Annotated in this window: 20 protein-coding genes; 2 read left to right on the forward strand and 18 right to left on the reverse strand. The window is 62.1% G+C overall.

Annotation, left to right across the window (positions count from 1 at the left end; genetic code table 11):
* Positions 1-524: 524 nt before the first annotated feature.
* A complete protein-coding gene (locus tag ACWHXP_RS23610) occupies positions 525-4,118 on the forward strand; it encodes an indolepyruvate ferredoxin oxidoreductase family protein (protein ID WP_489634915.1) in 3,594 nt (1,197 codons plus the stop codon).
* A 34-nt stretch (positions 4,119-4,152) separates the two neighbouring features.
* Here the strand turns inward: ACWHXP_RS23610 and prmC are convergent, their stop codons facing one another.
* The 17 genes from prmC to ACWHXP_RS23695 all read right to left on the reverse strand — a co-directional run bounded on the left by prmC (position 4,153) and on the right by ACWHXP_RS23695 (position 20,559).
* Positions 4,153-4,986 (reverse strand): peptide chain release factor N(5)-glutamine methyltransferase, encoded by an 834-nt coding sequence (prmC, locus tag ACWHXP_RS23615; protein ID WP_489623934.1) that lies wholly within the window; start codon positions 4,984-4,986, stop codon positions 4,153-4,155.
* A complete protein-coding gene (locus ACWHXP_RS23620; RefSeq protein ID WP_489634914.1) occupies positions 4,986-5,480 on the reverse strand; it encodes a disulfide bond formation protein B in 495 nt (164 codons plus the stop codon). The genes prmC and ACWHXP_RS23620 overlap by 1 nt, the downstream gene beginning before the upstream one ends.
* Before the next feature lie 185 nt (positions 5,481-5,665).
* Entirely contained in the window at positions 5,666-6,745 is a 1,080-nt protein-coding gene (gene prfA / locus ACWHXP_RS23625) for a peptide chain release factor 1 (protein WP_034331945.1), read from the reverse strand.
* 107 nt (positions 6,746-6,852) lie between these two features.
* Positions 6,853-8,145 carry a glutamyl-tRNA reductase gene (hemA, locus tag ACWHXP_RS23630; protein ID WP_121040612.1) on the reverse strand — a complete coding sequence of 431 codons (1,293 nt, stop codon included), beginning with the start codon at positions 8,143-8,145 and terminating at the stop codon, positions 6,853-6,855.
* Between the two features lie 275 nt (positions 8,146-8,420).
* Complete coding sequence (locus tag ACWHXP_RS23635; RefSeq protein WP_489634913.1) at positions 8,421-9,122, reverse strand: winged helix-turn-helix domain-containing protein; 702 nt, start codon at positions 9,120-9,122, stop codon at positions 8,421-8,423.
* 122 nt (positions 9,123-9,244) lie between these two features.
* Positions 9,245-9,514, reverse strand: a complete 270-nt coding sequence (minE, locus tag ACWHXP_RS23640; RefSeq protein WP_006465131.1) for a cell division topological specificity factor MinE — start codon at positions 9,512-9,514, stop codon at positions 9,245-9,247.
* A gap of 1 nt (position 9,515) precedes the next feature.
* Positions 9,516-10,331, reverse strand: a complete 816-nt coding sequence (minD, locus tag ACWHXP_RS23645; protein WP_489623933.1) for a septum site-determining protein MinD — start codon at positions 10,329-10,331, stop codon at positions 9,516-9,518.
* Positions 10,332-10,403: 72 nt separating this feature from the next.
* On the reverse strand, positions 10,404-11,201 hold the full coding sequence (gene minC, locus ACWHXP_RS23650) for a septum site-determining protein MinC (RefSeq protein ID WP_121040610.1): 798 nt from the start codon (positions 11,199-11,201) through the stop codon (positions 10,404-10,406).
* A complete protein-coding gene (locus ACWHXP_RS23655) occupies positions 11,131-11,511 on the reverse strand; it encodes a hypothetical protein (RefSeq protein WP_489635889.1) in 381 nt (126 codons plus the stop codon). The genes minC and ACWHXP_RS23655 overlap by 71 nt, the downstream gene beginning before the upstream one ends.
* Complete coding sequence (locus ACWHXP_RS23660; RefSeq protein ID WP_039783680.1) at positions 11,512-12,651, reverse strand: BMP family ABC transporter substrate-binding protein; 1,140 nt, start codon at positions 12,649-12,651, stop codon at positions 11,512-11,514.
* Between the two features lie 98 nt (positions 12,652-12,749).
* Positions 12,750-13,670 carry an ABC transporter permease gene (locus ACWHXP_RS23665; RefSeq protein ID WP_034332726.1) on the reverse strand — a complete coding sequence of 307 codons (921 nt, stop codon included), beginning with the start codon at positions 13,668-13,670 and terminating at the stop codon, positions 12,750-12,752.
* A 16-nt stretch (positions 13,671-13,686) separates the two neighbouring features.
* Positions 13,687-14,781: an ABC transporter permease gene (locus ACWHXP_RS23670; RefSeq protein WP_413458012.1), complete on the reverse strand. Its 1,095-nt coding sequence runs from the start codon at positions 14,779-14,781 to the stop codon at positions 13,687-13,689.
* Positions 14,774-16,324 (reverse strand): ABC transporter ATP-binding protein, encoded by a 1,551-nt coding sequence (locus ACWHXP_RS23675; protein WP_034332724.1) that lies wholly within the window; start codon positions 16,322-16,324, stop codon positions 14,774-14,776. The genes ACWHXP_RS23670 and ACWHXP_RS23675 overlap by 8 nt, the downstream gene beginning before the upstream one ends.
* Positions 16,325-16,503: 179 nt before the next feature.
* Complete coding sequence (locus tag ACWHXP_RS23680) at positions 16,504-17,283, reverse strand: ABC transporter permease (protein WP_051057499.1); 780 nt, start codon at positions 17,281-17,283, stop codon at positions 16,504-16,506.
* Positions 17,284-17,311: 28 nt separating this feature from the next.
* Positions 17,312-18,097 (reverse strand): ABC transporter ATP-binding protein, encoded by a 786-nt coding sequence (locus ACWHXP_RS23685; protein WP_034332722.1) that lies wholly within the window; start codon positions 18,095-18,097, stop codon positions 17,312-17,314.
* A 44-nt stretch (positions 18,098-18,141) separates the two neighbouring features.
* Complete coding sequence (locus ACWHXP_RS23690; protein WP_489634912.1) at positions 18,142-19,176, reverse strand: ABC transporter substrate-binding protein; 1,035 nt, start codon at positions 19,174-19,176, stop codon at positions 18,142-18,144.
* A 300-nt stretch (positions 19,177-19,476) separates the two neighbouring features.
* Complete coding sequence (locus ACWHXP_RS23695; RefSeq protein WP_489623930.1) at positions 19,477-20,559, reverse strand: porin; 1,083 nt, start codon at positions 20,557-20,559, stop codon at positions 19,477-19,479.
* 719 nt (positions 20,560-21,278) lie between these two features.
* Here ACWHXP_RS23695 and ACWHXP_RS23700 point away from each other — a divergent pair.
* Positions 21,279-22,523, forward strand: a complete 1,245-nt coding sequence (locus ACWHXP_RS23700) for a urate hydroxylase PuuD (protein ID WP_121040603.1) — start codon at positions 21,279-21,281, stop codon at positions 22,521-22,523.
* 945 nt (positions 22,524-23,468) lie between these two features.
* Here the strand turns inward: ACWHXP_RS23700 and puuE are convergent.
* Positions 23,469-24,401 (reverse strand): allantoinase PuuE, encoded by a 933-nt coding sequence (puuE, locus tag ACWHXP_RS23705; protein WP_489623929.1) that lies wholly within the window; start codon positions 24,399-24,401, stop codon positions 23,469-23,471.
* Positions 24,402-24,455 lie beyond the last annotated feature (54 nt).

The following is a 24,455-nucleotide window of genomic DNA, read 5'->3' on the forward strand; positions in this document are numbered from 1 at the left end:
CACATAAAAAAAGCGGATCCGACAGGGGAGGCCGGATCCGCGAGCTAGTGGTGCTTTCAACACTAGAGGGGAGGAACCTTGCACAGTAACGGATACCAATCAATCGCTGTTCAAGTGAGGTCTATTAAACGTCAGCGGCCGAGCTGGTCCAACGGCTTTTACGGGCTGTTACATTCACGTCTTGCTTGTAACACTTGGGGCGTCCGCAGCCCTTTTTTTTCAGCCGGAAATGTTGTTGTTTTTCGCTTTCCGGCATTTTCTTCTCCGCAATGCCGTGAATGCCGCAGGACTTGCGGAAACAGTTTCCCGCAAGACAAAAAAGCCCGGAAACCCTGCTGCGGCGCGCGTAGCGGGCCGGTCACCCTTGTGCTAACTTGACCCCACAACTTGAAGACACCCGGTTCACAAGACTGACGTGTTCCCGATTCCCGACAGATCAGCGTAACTGCACAGCGACAGGGTGCGGGGCGTGACTGGCGGGAGCATGTGCAAGGCAAAAACAAGATTTTTGGCACGGAGACCACATGAACGCACCCCTACCCGCCGGGCAACGCCTGCTGCTGGACGATGTATCGCTGGACGACAAATATGCACTGGAGCGCGGCCGCGTCTTCATGACCGGCATTCAGGCGCTGATCCGCCTGCCGATGCTGCAGCGGCAATACGATGAACGCGCGGGCCTGAACACCGCCGGCTTCATCACCGGCTATCGCGGCTCGCCCCTGGGCTCGGTCGACCAGACCGCCGAGAAGGCGCGCAAATACCTGGAAGCCAAACAGGTCAAATTCCATCCTGGCATGAATGAAGACCTGGCTGCCACCAGTGTGTGGGGCACGCAGCAGGTCAATCTCTTCAAGGGCGCGCAATACGACGGCGTGTTCTCGCTGTGGTACGGCAAGGGCCCGGGGGTCGATCGCTGCGGCGATGTCTTCAAGCACGCCAACATGGCAGGCACCTCCAAACACGGCGGCGTGCTGGTGATCGCGGGCGATGACCATGCCGCCAAGTCCTCTACCGCCGCACATCAGAGCGAGCACATCCTCAAGGCTTGCGGCATTCCGGTGCTCTATCCGTCGTCGGTGCAGGAGTATCTCGACTACGGCCTGCATGGCTGGGCCATGAGCCGCTACACCGGCTTGTGGGTGGCAATGAAATGCGTGACCGACCTGGTCGAATCGGGCATGTCGGTGATGATCGATCCGGAGCGCGTGAAGATAGAGTTACCGGACTTCGAACTGCCGCCCGATGGTCTCAACATCCGTATGCCGGATACGGTGCTGGGCCAGGAAGCGCGCATGATCAACTACAAATGGTATGCCGCCCTCGCTTACGCACGTGCGAACAAGTTGAACCGCATTATCTGGGACAGTCCGCGTGCGCGCATCGGCATCATCACTGCCGGCAAGTCCTACCTCGATACGCGCCAGGCGCTGGAAGACCTGGGCATCGATGAACAGGTCGCCGCCGACATCGGCATCCGTCTCTACAAGGTCGGCATGACCTGGCCTCTGGAAGCCGAAGGCGTGCGTGAATTCGCGCAGGGTCTGGACGAGATCCTGGTGGTCGAGGAGAAGCGCCAGATTCTTGAATACCAGTTAAAGGAAGAACTCTACAACTGGCGCGACGATGTTCGACCCCGCGTGGTCGGCAAATTCGATGACACCGGAGAATGGAGCGGTTCGCAGCGCGAAGGCCATGGCAACTGGCTGCTGCCGGCCACCTATGAACTCAATCCGGCGCAGATCGCACGCGCGATTGCCACGCGCATCTCGCGCTACTTCGCCGGCCATCCGGTGGAGCAGCGTGTGCGCACCCGCGTGGCCTATCTCGAAGCCAAGGAAGCGGCCCTCAACATCAGCAGCAAGCCCGATCCCGACAAGGACCGCGTGCCGCATTTCTGCTCGGGCTGCCCGCACAACACCTCCACCAAATTGCCCGATGGCAGCCGTGGCCTGGCCGGTATCGGTTGCCATTACATGGTCACCTGGATGGACCGCGAGACCAGCCTCTTCACCCACATGGGCGGCGAGGGCGTGACCTGGGTGGGACAGGCGCCGTTCACGACGGAAAAACACGTCTTCGCCAACCTCGGTGATGGCACCTACTTCCATTCCGGCCTGCTTGCGGTGCGCGCCTCGGTCGCGGCGAAGGTCAATATCACGTACAAGATCCTGTACAACGATGCGGTGGCCATGACCGGTGGCCAGGAGTTCGATGGCCCGCTCGATCCGGCCATGATCTCGCGCCAGCTGGCGGCCGAAAACGTGCGGCCCATCATCGTGGTCACCGATGAGCCGGACAAATATCCGGCCGGCACCCAATGGGCCGAGGGCGTGACCATCCGCCATCGCAGCGAACTCGATGCCGTGCAGCGCGAACTGCGTGAACAGCCCGGTGTGTCGGCCATGATTTATGACCAGACCTGCGCTTCGGAAAAACGCCGTCGTCGGAAACGCAATGCCTATCCCGACCCGGCCAAGCGCGCCGTCATCAACGAGGCGGTGTGCGAAGGCTGCGGCGATTGCAGCGTGCAGTCCAATTGCCTGTCGGTGGAGCCGCTGGAAACCGAGTTCGGCCGCAAGCGCCAGATCAATCAGTCTTCCTGCAACAAGGACTATTCCTGCGTGAACGGCTTCTGTCCCAGCTTCGTGACGGTGGAAGGTGGCCAGCTGAAGAAGCCGGTACGCGCCAAGACGCAATCGGGTCCGGTCTTGCCGACACTGCCGGAACCGGTCCTGCCGGGGCTGGCCCAGCCTTATGGCATCGTGGTCACCGGCGTGGGCGGCACGGGCGTGATCACCATTGGCCAGATCATCGCCATGGCGGCGCACGTCGAAGGCCGCGCCTGCTCGGTGCTCGACATGAGCGGGCTGGCACAAAAGGGCGGGCCCGTGATGTCGCACGTGCGCGTGGCCGAGGACCCGGCGCACATCCAGTCCACCCGCGTGGGCACCGGCATGGCTGACCTGGTCATCGGCTGCGACGTCATCGTCACTGCAGGCCGCGATGCCCTCTCGCGCATGGGCGAGGGGCGTACCCATGCAGCGGTCAATTCGACGCAGATGCCAACTGCCGCGTTCGTCCGCAATCCGGACTGGCAATTCCCCACTGCCTCCAGCGAAGGCGAGATCGCCAAGGCCTGCGGCCGCGACAATCTTTCACTGATTGATGCCGGCCGCATTGCGACGGCGCTCATGGGCGATGCGATCGCGACCAACATGTTCATGCTCGGCTATGCCTGGCAAAAGGGCTGGGTACCGTTGTCGGAAGCGGCCCTGTTGCGCGCCATCGAACTCAACGCGCTGCAGGTGGATTTCAACAAGCAGGCCTTCGCCTGGGGCCGCGTGGCCGCGCACGATGTCGAGGTCGTACTGGCCGCCGCAGGCCGCAATGGCATGACGGCCCAGGTGATCGAATTCAAGCGCACGCCGACCCTGGATGAACTGGTGGAACGCCGCGTGGCCTTCCTCACCGATTACCAGAACGCCGCCTATGCGCGCAGCTATCGCGATGCCGTGGAAGAAGTGCGTGCGCGCGAGAGCACGCTGGGTGAGGCGGCACGCGGCCTCAAACTGAGCCGCGCGGTGGCGACCTATCTGTTCAAGCTCATGGCCTACAAGGATGAGTACGAAGTCGCGCGCCTTTATACCGAGCCCGCTTTCCGCGCCAAGATCGCCGGCATGTTCGAGGGGGATTACAAGCTGCGCTTCCACCTGGCCCCGCCTCTGCTGGCCAAGCGGGATGAGCAGGGACACCTGCGCAAGCAGGCCTTCGGCAACTGGATGATGTCGGCCTTCGGCGTGCTGGCCAAGCTGCGCTTCCTGCGGGGTACGGCCTTCGATCCCTTCGGCTACACCGAGGAACGCAAGCAGGAGCGGGCGCTGATCAGCGAGTACCGTGCCACCCTGTCACGCCTGCTGGCCAAGCTCACGCCCGAGAACCTGGAACAGGTGGTCGCCGTGGCCCGCATTCCGGAAGAGATTCGCGGCTATGGCCACGTGAAGGAACGCCATCTGAAAGCGGCCATGCAGAAACAGGCCGCCTTGCTGGCACAGCTCGAACAGGGATCCTCACAGCAGCCGCATTCGCCGCAAGGAGGCGGCAAGCGGGCGGCCTGAGAGAGCAGGAGGAAGGCCAGAAACGGTCAGCGGATCAGGCCAGGCGGCCGCCGCTGACCCGTTCGATACCGGCCAGGTCGCGCCAGCTCCGGACTTCCTTGAAGCCGGTGCCGGAGAGCAGTCCGCGCACCGCAGCGGCCTGGTCGTAACCATGTTCCATCAGCAGCCAGCCGCCGGGCAGCAGATGCGCCGGTGCGCCGTCGATGATGCTGCGCAGGTCGGTCAGGCCATCAGCGTGATCGGTGAGCGCATCGACCGGTTCGAAGCGCAGGTCGCCCTGGGAGAGATGGACGTCCCCTGCGACGATATAAGGCGGGTTGGAGGCGATCACCGCAAAGCGCTGATCCTCGGGCAGGGCGGCGTACCAGTCGCTTTCCAGCAGCGTCACGCGGACCTGGTTGGCCGTGGCATTTTCGCGTGCGATAGCCAGGGCAGCAGCGCTGGCATCCAGTGCCGTCACTACCGCATCGGGCCGCGTATGGGCAATGGCGATGGCAATCGCCCCCGAACCGGTCCCCATGTCCAGCAGCGCCGCGCCTTGCGGCAATCTTTCCATGGCCAGTTCCACCAGCAGCTCGGTATCGGGCCGGGGGATCAACACATCCGGCGTGACGCGCAAGTCCAGTCCATAGAATTCGCGCTGGCCGATGATGTAGGCAATCGGCTCGCCACGCAGACGACGGGTGTAGAGGGCCGTGAGCGCCTCCGATTCAGCGGCATCGAGCCGCCGTTCGGATTGCGTGATCAGTTGCACGCGCGTCATGCGCAGCGCGTGGCACAGCAGGATGCGGTTCTCCAGCGGCTCCAGCGGCGCCGTCTTCAATACGGTGGCCAGCGTACAGCCGGCATAGCTGGAGAGCGGCTCCATCACTTCCAGATGGTGGTGCGCGGGGCGCGCTTGAACAGTTGCACGGCCAGCACCAGGGCCAGCACGCCGAACCAGATCAGCGACCAGGTCGGGATCTGCAGGCCGAACACCGGGGGCCAGGGGGCCGAGCAGAAGCCGTCGGCGGTGAACATCTGCGGCCACAGCTTGGCTGTGGGCAGCTGGTTGAGCGCCGTTTCCAGCGGATCGGTGGTGCAGGAGACACCCGGATGCGCCTTTACGTACAGATGCCAGATCGCGGTGCCGGCGCCAGCCAGCGCGGCCAGCAGGCCCAGGCCGGCGCTGCCGCGGCGGGCGGCTTCGGGCATCAGGGCACCGATCAGGGCGAAGGCGCCGACCAGCACGAACATGTAGCGCTGGATGACGCACAGCGGGCAGGGCTGCATTTCTTCGACGATCTGCAGGTACATGGCAACGCCCAGCAGGGCAGCGCACACCAGCGCCACCAGCAGGAAAATCGCTTTGGATGATTTCATGGTTGAGGATTCAGAGATTCATTAATGTGGGAATGCGTCGGGGCAGTTCGATGGGCGGGACCACGCGGATGATCCGGCGGTTTTTTTGCCATGACGCGATTGTAGAGAAGTCCGGGCCTGCGTGCATGCTGCCCGCGCAGGCAAAGGCACTCTGAACGGATACCCCCGGTTTGGTTCCGGTGGCCTCAGTCGTCGCCCAGCTGGGCCAGCAGTTCAGCCTGGTGCTCGGTGATGAGGGCATTGGTCAGTTCGTCCAGGTCGCCATCCATGATGAAATCGAGCTTGTAGAGCGTCAGGTTGATGCGGTGGTCGGTCATGCGCCCCTGCGGGAAGTTGTAGGTGCGGATGCGCTCGCTGCGGTCGCCCGAGCCGATCAAGGACTTGCGGGTGGCGGCTTCCTTGGATTGCTGCTCGCGCAATTGCACGTCCTTGATCCGGGCTGCCAGCACTTTCATGGCCTGCGCCTTGTTCTTGTGCTGGCTGCGGTCGTCCTGGCATTCCACCACGATGCCGGTCGGCAAGTGCGTGATGCGCACCGCCGAATCGGTCTTGTTGATGTGCTGCCCACCAGCCCCGGAGGCGCGATAGGTGTCGATGCGCAGGTCGGCCGGGTTGATGTCCACATCCTCGACTTCATCGGCTTCAGGCATCACGGCCACCGTGCAGGCGGAGGTGTGGATGCGGCCCTGGGTCTCGGTGGCCGGCACGCGTTGCACGCGGTGGCCGCCGGATTCGAACTTCAGGCGCGAGTAGGCGCCGAAGCCGGCGATGCGGGCGATCACTTCCTTGTAGCCGCCCAGTTCCGATTCCGAGGCCGAGACGATCTCCACCTGCCAGCGCTGGCGTTCTGCATAGCGGGTGTACATGCGCAGCAGGTCGCCGGCGAACAGGGCCGATTCGTCACCTCCGGTTCCGGCGCGGATTTCTAGGAAGATGTTTCGTTCATCATTGGGATCCTTGGGCAGCAGCATCTTCTGCAGATCCAGCTCCAGCGCCTCCATGCGGGCCTTGGCGCCATCGATTTCTTCCTGGGCGAAAGCTTTCATGTCGGGGTCTGACAGCAGCTCGCCGGCGGTGCGGATATCTTCACTGGCCTGCACATAGTCGTGGTACAGCGCTACCAGCGGGCCCAGTTCGGCGTGTTCGCGGGTCATCTTGCGGAAGTTGTCCATGCTGGACGTGGCATCTTCCTGGGCCAGCAGGCTGTTGAGCTCTTCCAGCCGTTCGGCGAGCTGGTCGAGTTTGGCGAGCATTGAGGGTTTCATGAGGTCGGGAAGTCAGTATCGGTCAGCAATGAGGGGGACGACGGCAGCCGTCGGCGACGGCGCGAGGTTGCCAGCCGCAGGCAGCGGCCAGCGCGGCGGGAGAGGCGCTAACGCTTGGCGCGGAACAGTTGCGGCAGCAGCGAGACCAGCTGGCTGCGCTGTTCGCCCTGGGCGTGATGCAGGGCCTGTTGCGGGCCGTGCAGGAACTTGGCGGTCAGGCCCTTGGAGAGGGCGTCCAGCACCGCTTCCACATCCTCACCCTTGGCCAGCATGCGGCGTGCGCGCTCCAGTTCGGCCAGGCGCAGGGCCTCGCCGGTTTCATGCAGGTCCTGGATCAGCGGCACCATGGCGCGGCTGTCGATCCAGTGCATGAAGGATTGCACCCGGGTTTCGATGATGGCTTCGGCCTGGGCGACTGCAGCCTGGCGGTTTTCGACGCCGCTTTGCACCACCGAGGCCAGGTCGTCCACGGTGTAGAGGAAAACGTCATCCAGGCGGCCGACTTCAGCCTCGATATCGCGCGGCACGGCCAGGTCGACCATGAAGATGGGTTTGTGGCGGCGTGCCTTGACGGCCCGTTCCACCAGCCCCAGGCCGATGATTGGCAGCTGCGAGGCGGTACAGGAGACCACGATGTCGAAGTTGGCCAGCTGCGCCGGCAGGTCAGCCAGGCGGATGGCACGGCCGCTGAAGCGATGGGCCAGGGTTTCGCCGCGCTCCATGGTGCGGTTGGCCACCGTCAGGGTCTTGGGATTCTGGGCCGCGAAGTGCGTGGCGCACAGTTCGATCATCTCGCCGGCACCGATGAAGAGCACGTTCTGGCCGGAGATCGAATCGAAGATGCGCTGCGACAGGCGCACGGCAGCGGCGGCCATCGAGACGCTGTGCGCGCCGATTTCGGTGGTGCTGCGCACTTCCTTGGCGACCGCAAAGGTGCGCTGGAACAGCTGGTGCAGATAGGTGCCCAGGCCACCGGCCGCATCGGCCTGGCGTACCGCATCCTTCATCTGGCCCAGGATCTGCGGTTCGCCCAGTACCATCGAGTCCAGCCCGGAGGCGACGCGGAAGGCATGGCGCACGGCATTGTCCTGCGGCAGCGAATACAGGTAGGGACGCAGGTCGGCGTAGGGAATGTGGTGATACTCGGCCAGGAACTGCGCGGTACGGTCGATGGCGAATTCCACCCCGTCTTGCCCGGCGGCCGCAGCCGCATACAGCTCGGTGCGATTGCAGGTGGAAAGGATGGCGGCTTCGCCCGCGGCCACGATCTTGTCATTGCCGCCAAACCACGCACGCGCGGACGCCACCGCCTGACCGATCTGGTCAGCGGGGAATGCCACTTTCTCGCGCAGCGAGACCGGCGCGGTAGTGTGGTTGAGTCCGACGGCGAGCAAATGCATGGAGGAATCGACTATAAGGCAGCAGTGCCGATGAGCTGGGAAATTGCACTTCTATGGCTGTGAAACTGAATGAAAGCGTACGAAACAATGCAATTCGTACAAAATCAGACAGATTCGGCCCCGGTTTTGGGAATAATTATACTCTTTGCCCACACTCGGGTTGGGACGGCCCCTGATAATCGGTATATGTCCCTGACATGGATCAGGCTTGGCGCAGATGGCCGGGGTGCCGATGCAACACTCGCCGGCTGGCCTGCGCGAAGGTTCACTGCGTGTTATTCCAGCCGCTCCAGCTGGTAGCCGTAGCCATAGACGGTGGCCAGCTGGTAGCCATTGCCCGGATGCAGCTTGAGCTTGGTGCGGATGCGCGAGACGTGGGTATCGATGGTGCGGGTCGGGGTGTCCGGTTCGGCCCCCCAGATGCGTTCCTGCAGGAAGGCGCGCGACAGCGGGCGTCCCAGGTGCTGCATGAACAGCAGTGCCAGTTCGACTTCCTTGCGGGTGAGCGTGGCATCCAGGTCGGGCCGCTCGGGATGGGTGATGCGCAGGCGCGCCAGGTCGACCATGAAGCCGCCGGCTTCCACAACGCTGGGCGGGGCTTCATAGGGCTGCGCGGCCAGCAGCAGCAAGTCCAGCCGCAGGGCCAGTTCCTGGCGGTCCACCGGTTTGACCAGGAAATCATCGGCCCCCGCCATGCGCAGGTTGCGCAGCCAGTGCTGATGGGCCGGCGTGCACAGCAGCAACACTACCGGCCGCGCCTTCGAGGCCGCCGGCGGACGGTGCTGCTGGACCAGCATGGTGACCGCATGCTGATGCCGCTGCAGGTCGTCCAGATCCAGCACGACCAGGTTGGCGCGGTCGGCACAGGCGGCGGCAAAGCCTTCGACGCCGCTGTAGACCTGGCAGTCATGGCGATCGGCCAGCTGCGTGACCAGGGTCACGGTATCGGCGTCTTTGGAAAGGATCCCGATTTTCATTGCATCAGTTCAGGGCAGCAGTAAAAGGCAGTCAACGCGCAGAGCCCGGGTGTGGTGGACCGTATTGGCAAAAAGGGCAGCCGAAGCTGCCCTTTTCTTCATGCAGAGTGCGGTATGTGCGCTCAGGCAGCCGGTACGTCGCTGTCAGGCAGCACCACGTTCACATCCAGCACTTCCAGGTTGCCCTGGCGGTCCAGCGAGATCTTGATGTCGTCGGCGTTGACCTTGGTGTACTTGGAGATGACCTCGATGAGTTCCTTGTGCAGGGCCGGCAGGAAGTCCGGGCCCTGGCGGCCGTTGGAACGCTCGCGGGCGATGATGATCTGCAGCCGCTCCTTCGCCGCCACCGCACTTTTGGGCTTGCTGGGGAACAGGAAAGAAAGCAGGGACATGTCACTTACCTCCGAAGATGCGCTGCAGGAAGCCCGGCTTTTCGTAGGTGGTGAAACGCAGCTCGACGGTCTCGCCGAGGAAGCGCGATACCACGTCCTGGTAGGCCTGGGCCACGTCGCTGTCCTTCATGTGGATGGCGGGGGAGCCCTGGTTGGAGGCCTGCAGCACGGTTTCCGATTCGGGGATGATGCCGATCAGGGGAATGCGCAGGATTTCCTGTACGTCGGTATAGGACAGCATCTCGCCGTCTTCCACGCGCTTGGGCGAGTAGCGGGTGATGAGCAGGTGCTCCTTGACCGGCTCGCCGCCCGAGGAGGCGCGGCGCGACTTGGCCTGGATGATGCCGAGGATGCGGTCCGAGTCGCGCACCGACGACACTTCGGGGTTGGAGACCACGATGGCTTCGTCGGCGAAGGTCAGTGCCATCACCGCACCGTGCTCGATGCCGGCCGGGGAGTCGCAGATGATGTATTCGAAGTCCATCTTGGCGAGGTCGTTGAGGACCCGCTCCACGCCTTCTTCGGTCAGGGCGTCCTTGTCGCGGGTTTGCGAGGCCGGCAAGATGAACAGGTTGTCGCAGTGCTTGTCCTTGATCAGGGCCTGGTTCAGGGTGGCTTCCTTGTTGATCACGTTGATCAGGTCGTAGACCACGCGGCGCTCGCAGCCCATGATCAGGTCCAGGTTGCGCAGACCGACGTCGAAGTCGATCACGGCCGTCTTGTGGCCGCGCATGGCCAGGCCCGATGCGAAACTGGCGCTGGACGTCGTTTTGCCGACGCCGCCCTTACCCGAAGTCACAACGATGATTTTTGCCACGAAAAACTCCTTAAGAAGAACAGTACGCCGGCGGTTCCGGCTGGATTCGTTTAAATGATTTACGCCGCAGCCTTACGATGCCGCCATCGGCAGCACGTCGATGCGTTCGCCCTGCAGTCGCACCTGCACCTGCTTGCCGGCGAGTTCGGGCGCATGACCGTTCTCGAAGGTCCGATAGACCCCCGCAATGGAAACCAGTTCCGCTTCCAGTGAAGCGGCGAAGATGCGCGCGGTCGTATTGCCCGACGCTCCGGCCAGGGCACGGCCGCGCAGCGGTGCATAGACGTGGATGCAGCCATCGGCGATCAGCTCGGCACCGTTGTTGACCACGGCCAGCACCACCAGGTCGGCACCGCGCGCATAGATGCGCTGGCCGGCGCGCACCGGGGTGTCGATGACCACGGTGTTGGCCACCGGAGCCGGGGCGGACTGGGGAGCGGGCGCAGCGGGAGCTGCAGGTGCTGCGGGGGCGGCTACCGGTGTCGGTGCCGGCTCGGCCTGCTGGGCTGCCGCCTCCTGCGCACGTGCATTGGCGGTGCCGGCACCGGCCACGGCCGAGTTGTCGATGGCCAGGCCCTGGGCGACGATGCCGCCGTGCAACTCTTCCGGCGCATTGCGTACGGCCACGGTATTCAAGCGGAAGCGCTTGAACAGGGCCACCACGGCGCTCCAGTCGATGGCCGCAGCGGCCGCTGCATCCAGGGTGCCGATGTCCAGTACCGCGAATTCGTCCTCGAAGAAATCGGCGACGCCGCCAGTCATTTCCTTCAGGGCTTTTTCCAGCGAAGTCGGATCGGTTTCATGCAGGATTGCCGAAATGGCAACTACAGTGGAAATTTTGATTTCGATCGGTTTGCGCGTTTTTTGCATAAATCCTGTAGTTCAATGCGGCGGAAAGTGAAGGAAAATGCAGGCTTTCCACCCGGTTTGGCTGTGCATTATACAGGCTGGATGCGGCTGCGATAGCGGTGGAGCGGGGGTTTTCGGCGAGCCGATAGTAAGGCGGCCAAGACTGTTCGGAGATTCGGCAAAAGTTGCAGCCGTGAAGATTTCTGAGAGAAAAGTAACCCGGCGAAAGCGCACTTTGCCAAAAAAAAGCCGCCGGCACCTCGCGATGCCAGCGGTCTTCATCAAGCTTGCCCCGGCGCCTGACAGCAGCGCCGGGTGAGGAAACCGGCAATCAGCCCGGTACCTTGCCGTCCACGCCCTCGACGTAGAACTTGATGCCATGCAGGAAGCCGTCATCGGCCACGGCGTCCTTGCCCAGCACTTCCTTGCCGGCGTTGTCCTTGATCGGACCCTTCCAGATCGGGGCCGAGCCGTCGACGATGCCCTTCTTGCGCTCTTCCACCAGCGACTTCACGTCGGCCGGCAGTTCAGGATTGAAGGCGGCCAGGTCGATGCCGTTTTCCTTCAGGCCGATCCAGCTGGTGCTGCTCTTCCACGAGCCATCCAGCACGGCTTGCACGCGCGCCGTGTAATACACGCCCCAGTTGATCATGGAAGCAGCCAGGTGGGCCTTGGGGCCGAAGCTGGTCATGTCGCTGTCCCAGCCGAAGGCATACACACCCTTTTCCTGCGCGGTCTGCACCACGGCCGCGGAGTCGGTGTTCTGCATCAGCACATCCACGCCCTGGCCGATCAGGGTGGTGGCGGCTTCACGTTCCTTGCCCGGATCGAACCACTTGTTGACCCACACCACGGCGGTGGTGGCCTTCGGGTTGACCGAACGCGCACCCAGGGTGAAGGAGTCGATGTTGCGGATCACTTCGGGAATCGGCACCGAGGCCACCACGCCCAGCTTGCCGGACTTGCTCATCTTGCCCGCGACCACGCCGGCCAGGTAAGCGCCTTCATAGGTGCGCACGTCGTATTGCGCCAGGTTGTCGGCGGTCTTGAAGCCGGTGGCGTGTTCGAACTTCACATCCGGGAATTCCTTGGCGACCTTGAGCATCGCTTCCATGTAGCCGAAGGTGGTGCCGAAGATCAGCTTGTTGCCATCGGTGGCCAGCTGGCGGAAGACGCGCTCGGCATCCGCTGCGGATTCGGGAATGTTTTCCACGAAGGTGGTCTTGACCTTGTCGCCGAATTTTTCTTCGACCGCCTTGCGGCCCTTGTCATGCGCAAAGGTCCAGCCGGCGTCGCCCACCGGGCCGATGTAGACGAAGGCCACCTTCAGCGGATCAGCCGCCGGTGCAGCAGCAGCCGGCGCAGCAGCGGGCGCGGCGGCAGCGGGTTCTTCCTTCTTGCCGCAACCGATCAGGGTTGCGGCCGCCAAGGTGGCGAGCATCGTCAAGGATGCCCTGCGCGAAATCTTCATTGTGTTCTCCCTCAAGGTCAGTGGATAAATGCAGGTGCTGCTACAAAAACGGAATAAACGATTTAAATGATATAAACGATTTAAACGGTATAAATGGTTCAGGAAGCGCCCGGACGGAACGGCTTGCCCAGCGAGGCCGGCATGTTCAGGCGGATCCAGTCGGGGTTGCGCGAGATCAGCGCCAGCACCACGATGGTGGCCAGGTACGGGGCCATCGACAGGATCTGCGAGGGTACCGTCACGCCCATGCCCTGCAGGTAGAACTGCGCGATGGTGACGCCGCCGAACAGCAGCGAACCCAGCAAGACCCGTGCCGGACGCCAGGTGGCGAAGGCGGTCAGGGCCAGCGCGATCCAGCCGCGTCCGGCCACCAGGCCCTCGACCCACATCGGGGTATAGACCAGCGACATGTAAGCACCCGCCAGGCCGCAGCAGGCACCGCCGAACAGCAGCGCCAGATAGCGGATGCCACGCACCGAATAGCCCAGCGCATGCGCCGATTCCGGCGACTCGCCCACTGCACGCAGCACCAGTCCGGCCCGTGTGCGATACAGGAACCAGATGCTGGCCAGGCACAGCGCGAAGGCCACATAGCTCATCCAGTGCTGGTGGAACAGGGCCTTGCCGAGGAAGGGAATATCACCCAGCAGCGGAATCGAATTCGGTTGCGCCGGCAGCGCCAGGCCGACAAAGCGCTGGCCGACGAAGGCCGACAGGCCAGCCCCGAAGATCGACAGTGCCAGGCCGGTCGCGACCTGGTTGGTGGCCAGGCGCAGCGCCAGCCAGGCGAAGAGCGTCGCCATGAGCATGCCGCAGACGGCGCCGGCAACAAAGCCGAGCAGCGGGCTCTTGGTGGCATAGCCGACCGCAAAGCCGGCGATGGCCGCCACCAGCATCATGCCTTCGGCACCCAGGTTGAGCACGCCGGAGCGTTCATTGATCAACAGCCCGATGGCCGCCAGCAGCAGGGGCGTGCCGGCATTGATGGAGGCTGCGATGAGAGGAGCGAGTTGTTCCATGTCCTGTCCTGATTCCTTAGACTTTCTTTTTCCACGCCAGGCGGTAATCGATGAGCGTATCGCAGGCCAGCAGCAGGAACAGCAGCATGCCCTGGAACACGCCCGTGATGGCCGAGGGCAGGCCCAGGCGCGACTGCGCCAGCTCGCCGCCCAGGTACAGCAGCGACATGATCAGCCCGCCCAGGATGGCGCCCACCGGATGCAGGCGGCCGATGAAGGCCACGATGATGGCGGCGAAACCATAGCCCGGCGACACCGACGGCAACAGCTGCCCGATCGGACCGGCGATCTCGAAGGCCCCGGCCAGTCCGGCAAAGGCCCCCGAGATCAGCAGCGAGACCCACAAGGCCGACCGTGCCGAGAAGCCCGCATAGCGCGCCGCATGCGGTGCCACGCCACCGACCATGAGCGAGAAGCCGCGCAGGCTGCGCATCATGAAGATCGCCATCAGGATGGCCGCGACGATGGCCACCGCAAAGCCGATATGCAGGCGCGTGCCCGACATCAGCATGGGCAGCATGAATTCGCCGGAGAACACCTTCGACTGCGGGAAGTTCATGCCGTTGGGATCCTTCAGCGGACCATTGACGGCCCACATCAGCAGCAGCTGCGCCACATAGGTCAGCATCAGCGAGACCAGGATTTCATTGGCGTTGAACTGGTCGCGCAAGTAAGCCGTGATGGCCGCCCACAAGGCACCGCCGATGACACCGGCCACAATCATGAGCACCAGCCCCATGCCGCCGGAAATGCCGTGCCCCGGCACATCCAGCCACACCAGCATGGCGCCCGAGCAGAGCGCGCCGACCGTGAACTGGCCTTCGGCACCGATGTTCCAGATGCTGGCGCGGAAGCACACCGCCAGCCCCAGCGCACACAGGATCAGCGGCACGGATTTGAGCAGCAGCTCGCTGATGGCGCGTTTACCGTTGAACGGATCAATCAGGAATACCTTCAGACCCGCCAGCGGATCCTTGCCCAGTGCCAGGAACAGCAACGCCCCCAGGAACAGGGTAGCGACGATGGCGATCACCGGCGACAGATAAGTCATGGTCTTGGACGGCGCACCGCGCAGTTCCAGACGCAGCGGGAAGCTCATGCGTTCAGCCATGGTTCACCTCCGCCGCAGCGGCTGCTGGTTCGTCCCATAGACCGCTCATCCACACACCCACTTGTTCGCGCGTGGCCTGCTCGATGGGGATGGAGGGCGACAGACGTCCCTTGGCGATGACGTGCAGGCGATCACATAATGCGAACAATTCGTCAAGTTCTTCCGAGATCACCAGCACTGCACAACCTTCCTGTTTCAGTTTCAAGATTTCGCCGTGGATCTGGGCGGCGGCACCGACGTCCACCCCCCAGGTCGGCTGGGCCACCACGAAGACGGCGGGTTTGCGTTCCATTTCGCGGCCGACGATGAATTTCTGCAGGTTGCCGCCCGAGAGGCTCTTGGCCGGTGCATCCGGTCCGGCTGCCTTGACCTTGAAGCGTTCGATGATGGAGGCCGCAGCACGGCGCGTAAAACCGAAGTCAATCATGCCGCGCTTCACGTAGGGCGCTTTCTGGTGCGACAGCAGCATGTTGGCCGTGAGCGAAAGCCCGGGCACGGCACCGCGCCCCAGGCGTTCTTCCGGCACCAGGCCCAGGCCCGCCGCGCGGCGCGGATTGGGCGAGAGGTCGCCTACGGCCTTGCCGGCCAGCATGATCATGTTGGGCGCAGCGCGCTGGTCTTCGCCCGAGAGCGCCGCCAGCAATTCCTGCTGGCCATTGCCGGAGACCCCGGCGATGCCGACGATTTCACCGGCGCGCACTTCGCATTCGATGTCCTTCAGTTCGGTGGCAAACAGATGCGCCTTGGGCAGCGAGAGACGATTGACGTGCAGCTTGCGCTCATTGCGCAGCGAATCGGGATTGCGTTCGCGCTGCAGGCGCACCAGTTCGTCACCGATCATCATGCGCGAGAGGCTGGCGCTGCTTTCATTGCGCGGATCGCAGTTGCCGGTCACGCGGCCACCGCGCATGACGGTGGCGCTGTGGCACAGCGCGCGGATTTCGTCGAGCTTGTGGCTGATGTAGAGGATGCTGCAACCCTCGTCGGCCAGGCGGCGCAGGGTGACGAACAGTTTTTCCACCGCCTGGGGCGTGAGCACCGAGGTCGGCTCGTCCAGGATCAGCAATTGCGGTTCGGTCAGCAGCGCGCGCACGATTTCCACGCGCTGGCGTTCACCGACCGACAGCGTATGCACGTGGCGCTGCGGTTCGAGTTCCAGTCCGTATTTTTCGCCGGTGCGGGTGATGCGTTCGGCCAGTTCCTTGAGGTCGGTCTTGGCATCCAGGCCCAGGGCGATGTTCTCGGTCACGGTCAGCGTATCGAACAGCGAGAAATGCTGGAACACCATCGCAATGCCCAGCTTGCGCGCCACCTGTGGATTGGCGATCTGCACGGTCTCGCCGTTCCAGCGCAGTTCGCCGGCGTCCGGCTTGACGGCGCCGAAAATGATTTTCATCAGGGTGGACTTGCCCGCGCCGTTCTCCCCGAGCACGGCGTGGATCTCGCCGGGCGCCACCGCCAGGCTGACATCGTCATTGGCCAGCACGCCCGGGTAGGCCTTGCGCACATGGCTGATTTCAAGACGGAGTGGAACTGCGCTCACGTGATTTCCCTGTGGTGATGAATGTGGTCATGTCGAAATGCAACGCGGTCCGCGTGCCTGCGGCCGCCGCGAGCGCCCCTGCGGCTCGCACGCGCGACATCATAGACAAATTGCGCCGCGCCGCATACCGCTTTTGCCGGGTTTTGCGCCCCTGTTGCGGCGTTACGGCCCGATTTACCTCATTTTCCCCGATGCGCCCAGCCGGTGGTGCGTTTCTCGATGATGGCAAACAGCTCGTACATGGCCATGGCCATGGCCCCGATCACCACCAGCCCGGCAAAGGCCAGCGGCATCTTCATCGAGGAGCCGGCCGAGACCAGCAGGTAGCCGATGCCCTGGTTGGAGGCATTCATCTCGGACACGGTCGAGCCCACGAAGGCCAGCGTGATGGCCACCTTCAGGGAGGCGAAGAAATACGGCATCGAACGCGGCAGGCCGACCTTGAGCAGGATGTCCATGCGGCGCGCGCCGAGCACACGCAAGACGTCTTCCAGTTCGGGTTCCAGCGTGGCCAGGCCAGTGGCGATGTTGACCATGATGGGGAAGAAGGAGATCAGGAAAGCCGTGAGGATGGCCGGCCCTGCGCCGATGCCGAACCAGACCACCAGCACCGGCACGAAGGCCGCCTTGGGCAGGGCATTGAAGGCCGTCATGAGCGGATAGGCGGCGGCATACAGCACGGGTGAAGATCCGATCACGAAGCCCAGCGTCACACCGACCGCCACGGCAATGGCAAAGCCCACCATGGTGACCCAAAAGGTAGAAAGCGCATGTTCGGTGATCGGGCCGGCGTAATCCACCATGGCCTGCAGGATGGAAGCGGGACTCGGAAAGATGAAGTCGGAGACCTGCCACACGCTGCAGATGAATTGCCACACGCCCAGGATGGCGAGCAGCAGGATCCAGGGCGCCAGCGTGGTGGCGGCGCGGTTGAGTTTGCCGTTGAACGGAGTTTTCATGAGTTTCCTTGGCCGGGCCTGGTGAGGGTCAGGTATTGCGCACGTGGCCGATGTGCTCGCGCAGTTCATGCACCAGCGCGTTGAAGCCGTCGGTATAGGTGGTTTCCAGCGGGCAGGGACGCGGCAGCGGGTTTTCCCGCCGCACCACGATGCGGCCCGGACGCTTGCTCATCACATAGATGGTGTCGGCCAGGAAGGCCGCCTCGCGCAGGTCGTGCGTGACCAGGATGACGTTGAAGCGACGCTCGGCCCAGAGGTCGCGCAGCACGCACCATAGCTCTTCGCGGGTGAACGCGTCGAGCGCGCCGAAGGGTTCGTCCAGCAGCAGCATCTTGGGCTCATGGATCAGCGCGCGGCAGATCGAGGCGCGCTGCTGCATGCCGCCCGAGAGTTGCCACGGGAATTTGTCGGCATAGCCATCCAGGCCCACGGTCTTGAGCAGCTTGAGCGCACGCTCTGTGTACTCGGCCTTCTTCTGCTTGAACTCGCGCCGGTAGGGCTCGACGATCTCCAGCGGCAGCAGCACGTTTTCCAGCGTGGTGCGCCAGGGCAACAGGGTCGGGGCCTGGAAGGCCATGCCCACGAATTTGAGCGGCCCCGTGACCGTCTGGCCATTGATGACGACGCTGCCGCGATTGGGCTGCTTCAAGCCCGTGGCCAGCTTCATGAAGGTGGACTTGCCGCAGCCGGACGGCCCGACGATGGCGATGAATTCGCCAGCGCGGGTCTGCAGGTCGATGTCTTCCACCGCAAATTCGGCGGCGCCATCATAGGCCAGGTAGACGTGGCGGAAATCGACGAAGGGTTCGCTCATGAATGCTTCAGTCAAGGATGAATTTGGTAAACGATATAAATGATTTACTTGGGGAACACGTCCAGCTCGGCCTTGCTCGGCAGGAAGCTGCCATTCCAGATCTTGTCGGCGTTGACGCGGGTCTTGGTGCCGTAGGCGTCCGAGACTTGCGAGGCCATGAGCGTCAGGCGCGGGCTGTAGACCTGTCCATAGCCTTCCGCCTTGGCGTGCGGTGTGGCGATGGCGCTGGCGATGGCCAGCTTCAGGCGGCGCAGTTCCAGCTTTTCATCGATGAGGCCATCGCGTTCCTTCAGGACCTTGATGGCGGCTTCCGGATTGGCCATCACGTCGCGGCTGGCCTTGGCGAAGGCGCGCAGGAAGCCCTTGATGGCTTCGGGCTTCTGCTTGACCATGGTTTCGGAGGCGATGATGGTGTTGCCGTACAGGCGCACGCCGTAGTCCGGGTACATCATCACGTTGATGTCTTCATCCTTGATGCCGCGCGCATTCAGGTTCAGGAGCGAGGTGAAATAGAAACCGGTGATGGCATCCACGTCGCCGCGTGCCAGCATGGTTTCGCGCAGCGGCGGGTCCATGCTGGTCCATTGCGCCTTGCTGGCATCGAGCCCATTGGCCTTGGCGAAGATCGGATAAGCGCGGCGGCCGGCGTCGAACACCGGTGCGCCCAGCTTCTTGCCGGCCAGGTCGGCGGGCTTCTTGATGCCGGATTTCTTGAGCGAGAACACCGCGGCTGGGGTGTCGTTGTAGACCATCATCACGGCCACCGGCTTGTCCGGGGCATCGGGATTGTTGGCGGTGAATTCCATCAGGGCGGCCATGTCGGCAAAGCCCATGTCATAGGTGCCGGAGGCCACGCGGTTGACCGCATTGCCGGAGCCGTTGCCGGCGTCGATGGTGACATCCAGTTTTTCCTGCGCGAAGTAGCCCTTGGACTTGGCCACCAGGAACAGGGCGGCCGGTCCTTCGAAGCGCCAGTCCAGCTGGAATTTGATTTTGGTGTCCTGGGCAAAGCTGGGCGAGGTCGACAGCAGGCCGAGCAGTAGCGCCGCCAGGCAACCGAGGAAGCGGAAATGACGCATGGGGAAATCTCCCGAAAAGCGATTGAAAAAAGAAGATGGAAACCGCAACGCGCGCGCTATTTGGTCGTGGAAACGATAGCGTTCAGAGTGCCGGCGGCGCGTTCCGGTAATGCGGTTCCCACCGAAGTACTGCCTCAAGATCACGCCACGGCTAGAAGGAGTCGCCGCGACGGCTACGACGCTTGTAAAACCTGCTGCACGATCACCGCATGACCGGAGTCCACGCCATCGGAAACGGGTGGCGCGTACTCCAGTTTGAACATGCCGCAATTGCGGTGTGTTCAATATGCGGACATGCCGTTAGAAGCGATGGCGGATTCCCAGGCCGAACGATGCTGCATTGCTTTGGCTGGAGATCTTGTCGTTCATGACGATCGCGTACACGTCGGTGCGCTTGGACAGGAAGTAGTCGTAGCCGACTGAGGTGGTATTGCGCGACACGTCGCCGGTGGTCAGCAGATCGCCGGTGCGTTTGGTGCGAGCGATGGCGGCCAGGATGGAGCCATTGCCTACCGGGATCGACAGGCCTGCGCTCATTACCTTGTCCTTGGCTTGCGACGCGCCAGCGGTGGTGTCCTTGCTGGTCTGGTAGGTGCCGTACAGCTTGATCACCTGGAAGTCATAGGTCGCGCCGAGCATCCAGGTTTTCTGGCGATTGATGGAAGCGAAGGGTGTGGTGGCGTCAACGACAGCCGCACCGGAATTGGGGTTGCTGACCTGCGCATCGAAGTACAAGGCGGTCAGTGCCAGACCACCGTTGAAGTAGAGCGCGTTGACACCGATGTTCTTTTTGCCGTTATCGCCAGCCACTTCACCGAACTGATAGTGCAGGTTGGCTTGCAGGCCACCGAACTTCGGAGTGGTATAGATGACTTCGTTGCTCCAACCGCTGTCAGCTGCGTTTGCTTGGGTCCAGGTGCGCGCACCGAAACTTCCCGACGGGGTGTAGACGTGCAGTACCAGCGGTGAGAAGGTAAAGGAGTCGCCAAACGGGTTGAACAGCACGGTTGGCAGGAAGCTTGGTGCGAGACCGCGTCCCAGGGAGACTTTGCCGAACTCACCTGACAGGCCGATGTTGGCATCGCGCGAGAACAGGTTGTCTCCGGAGAAGCGGCCATAGGCACCGGTATCTGTCTGGAAGAACGAGGTCAGGGCAAATTCTGCCCTGAGACCGCCGCCCAGATCTTCAACACCCTTGAAGCCGATCCAGGAGGTGGTCATGCCGCCAGAACCGACCGAGGACTTGCTTCCGGTATCGCCACTGTTTTTCATGCTGCCGACGTAAGCGTCGACGAGGCCGCTGACAGTGACGGATGATTGCGCCATTGCACTGCCGGCCATCAGGCAGGCTGATAAAGCCAGTGCCAAACGAGTTTTCTTCATTGATCTCCCCTGTTGATAAAAAATGGGTGTCGGAAAGCTGATCCGACGATTTCACCGTGTTGCGCATGACAGGAGGTAATGCCGCTCTCCCGATCCACCTGCCGTGCGGGTTCAGCAACGCCAATTAGCAGATATCGTGCCAACCGGGTATTGCGGGCCGGGCGCTGATATTGGAGGGCGGGCGGGACTCATCAGCCCGGCCCCCTGCACAAGGGGAGAGGTGGTTCTGACTGAGGTTGTTGGGAGGTGCGACAATCAATTGTCGTATGCGTCGGCAGTTGGCTTACATTTTGTTGACAATGTTTTCTGATCAATTGCAACAAGTTGGTGCCTTCGCTGCACTGATTTTGACGGCATGCACTAAAAAAACATGCTTGCCAGGCAGGCTGGCGATGGCCTTGATCTGATCGTGGAGGTATCGCCCGGGAGCGGGTTGACGCTTATCTGCAAAAAGCACTTTGGGCTATAAAGATCGCCACATATTGTGAACAAAAAATATTGCTATTGTGCACAATCTGCGCTTGGCTTCTCCAAGCGTCAGCTGGGCTGCTGTTGGTTTGGGTTGCTCGGTGGGATTAAGCCTGTTGGCAATCGGGATGCAGACTTGTTCGCAAGCGGATGTCGGTGTTTTTCTCATCCCGGCACCATTTATGCTTGAACCTTTGGCTGGGGCATTTTAGCCCTCCAGCCTTACTACTACATGAGGACGCATTTCTGACATGGAAGCCTACCTTCTCGATTGGCTCAATCTTCTGCTGCGCTGGCTGCACGTGATCACGGCGATTGCCTGGATCGGGTCTTCGTTCTATTTCGTCTGGCTGGACAACAGTCTGGTGGCACCGACCGATCCTGAACTCAAGGAAAAGGGCGTCGGCGGGGAGCTGTGGGCGGTGCATGGCGGCGGTTTCTACAATCCGCAAAAGTATCTTCTTGCACCCAAGGTGTTGCCGGAGCATCTGCACTGGTTTTATTGGGAGTCCTACAGTACCTGGCTGTCGGGCTTTGCCTTGTTTTCGCTGTTGTATCTCTTCAATGCGAACGTCTTTTTGGTGGATCGCAATGTGTTCGATATGTCGGCGTCGATGGCGGGCGGGACGGCCATTGCCTTCCTGGTCTTCAACTGGCTGATCTATGACGCGATCTGCAGCACCATCGGGGATCGGCCGGGGGCGGATCGGCTGGTCAATATTCTGGTCGGGTTGCAGGTGATCGTTTCGGTTTGGGCAGCCTGCCATCTGTTTTCGGGGCGGGCGGCATTCCTCATCAGCGGGGCTTCCCTTGCCACCATCATGAGCGCGAACGTGCTGGTGTGGATCATTCCGGGGCAGCGCAAGATGGTGGCCTCCATGCGCGCCGGGCAAGCACCCGATCCGATTCATGGCAAGCGCGGCAAGCAGCGTAGCGTCCACAATACTTACTTCACCTTGCCGGTGCTGTTTGCCATGCTGTCCAATCACTACAGCATGACTTACAGCGCGCCGCATAACTGGATTGTCTTGTTGTGCATCATGGCCGCTGGTGCCTTGATCCGGCAGTTCTTCGTGTTGCGGCACAAGGGGGTTTACAACTGGTGGTATCCGGGGATTGCTGTTGCACTGCTGCTGGCGGTGATCTTGTGGATGAGTCCTGCCATGCAGTCCAAGCCGGTGGCTGCTGTTGCTCCTTCTTCCTCTGCTGCTCCTGCTCCTGCTGGCGAAGCTGTGGCTGCAGGGTCGTTTGCCCAAGTCCAGCAAGTCATCCAGGCGCGATGCATCCAGTGCCATGCCGCCAAACCTACCCTCATGCCTGTGCCCGGCAAAGGCGTGCTGCTCGATTCGCCTGAACATATCTCCCAGCACGCTCAGCAGATCTATCAACAGGCTGTCGTGCAGAAGGCCATGCCCTTAGGGAACATGACTCAGATCACCGACGATGAACGTGCCATCATCGGGAAGTGGTTCGAAAGCGGCGCTCCCGTTAAATGATGGTTTGATTGCTTGGTGGCTTGGCAGACTGCTTTTCTGGTTTTGTGGTTTGGGGCAGTCTGCACGGATTGCTTTCCTGCGCTCTAGCTTAATTATTTTCTCTCTCCGGTCGGAAGAACGCGCCGGGAGCGGCCCGGCAGCCGCTCACTTTTCTTGTCTCGCCAAGAAAAGTAAGCAAAAGAAGGCGACCCCAAAGAGCCAGCCCTCCTGCGGAGGGTCCCCGTCGCAGCGAAGCGAAAAGTGGGAAGGATAGAGTCGCTTCGCTCCCACTATCCTTCTGATCCACTTTTCGCTCCGCTGCGACGGCTGGCTCTATGGGGACGGCAACCCCCACAGGCTCGCCTTCGGCCTCGCAACTTCTCCGACTCGCCTTCGGCTTTGCGTTGGCTCGCCTGCGGCATCGACCGGTCGATCGTTTCCACTCCCGCTCTGGGTTTTGGGTTTTTCTTTTTTGTTTTTTTTTGTCTAAATAATTTCCGTCCGTTCGTCCTGAGTAGTCGCGCAGCGACGTATCGAAGGCGAGAGAACGCCAACGCAAAGCCGAAGGCGAGTCGGAGAAGTTGCGAGGCCGAAGGCGAGCCGTCTCAGTCGTCCGCATCTGCGCCGCCGCTTCAGAGCCCAACAAAACGGATCAGAAAAATAGTCGGAGCGAAGCGACTCTATTTTTCCCGTTTTGTTGGGCTCTGAAGCGGGACCCTCCGAAGGAGGGCGGCGGAGTTGCGGTCGCCTTCTTTTGCTTACTTTTCTTGGCGAGACAAGAAAAGTGAGCGGCTGCCGGGCCGCTCCCGGCGCGTTCTTCCGACCGGAGAGAGAAAATAATTAAGCTAGAGCGCAGGAAGAAATTCCGTGCAGACTACCCCAAACCACAAAACCAACGCCGACAAAAAAATACCGCCCAAGGAGAAAACCCAAGGGAGGCACAGACTAATTCCAAAAGAGAACAAATCAACGCTCCGAAAATGGATGCGTCTTCTTCCAGTGTTCAGCGATATCGATACGCCGGCAGATCCAGACTTTGTCGTGTGACTGCACATAATCCAGGAAGCGCTGCAGGGCACGGAATCGACCAGGCCGTCCGAGCAAGCGGCAATGCATCCCGATGGACAGCATCTTCGGCGCGTCTTCACCCTCTTCATAGAGCACGTCGAAACTATCCTTGAGGTACTGGTAGAAGTGCTCGCTGGTATTGAACCCCTGAGGCGTGGCAAACCGCATGTCATTGGAATCCAGCGTATAAGGCACCACCAGATGCGGCGCCTTCACGCCACCGCTGGTCTCGACTTCAGTCCAGAACGGCAGATCATCCCCGTAGTAATCGGAGTCATAGGCAAAGCCCCCGTGCTCCACGACCAGCTGCCGCGTATTGGGCGAATCCCGCCCCGTATACCAGCCCAGCGGCGCGCTCCCGGTGAGCGCACGGAAGATCTGCACCGCCTCCTGCATGTGCGCCCGCTCGGTCTCGATATCCATGTTCTGATAATGAATCCACTTCAAGCCATGGCAAGCGATCTCATGCCCCAGCTCCTGGAACGCCTGAGTCACATCAGGCGAACGCTGCAAGGCCGTGGCCACGCCAAAGATCGTCATCGGCAGACCGCGCTTCTCGAACTCGCGCAGGATGCGCCACACCCCCACCCGCGACCCATATTCGTAAATCGATTCCATCGACATGTGCCGCGCCGGATAAGCCGCCGCCCCCACGATCTCGGACAGGAATTGCTCCGACGCAGGATCGCCATGCAAGACGCAATTCTCGCCGCCTTCTTCATAATTCAGCACGAATTGCAAAGCCACCCGCGCCTGGCCGGGCCAGCGCGCGTGCGGCGGGTTGCGGCCGTAGCCGGCCAGGTCGCGAGGGTAAGTTTGTTGCTGTGACATAAGTTCTTCGTTTGGCTGTCAAGAAAGGAAATCGCAGCGCCCAACCACAGCGCC

The organism is Herbaspirillum sp. Her2 (genome assembly GCF_057961375.1).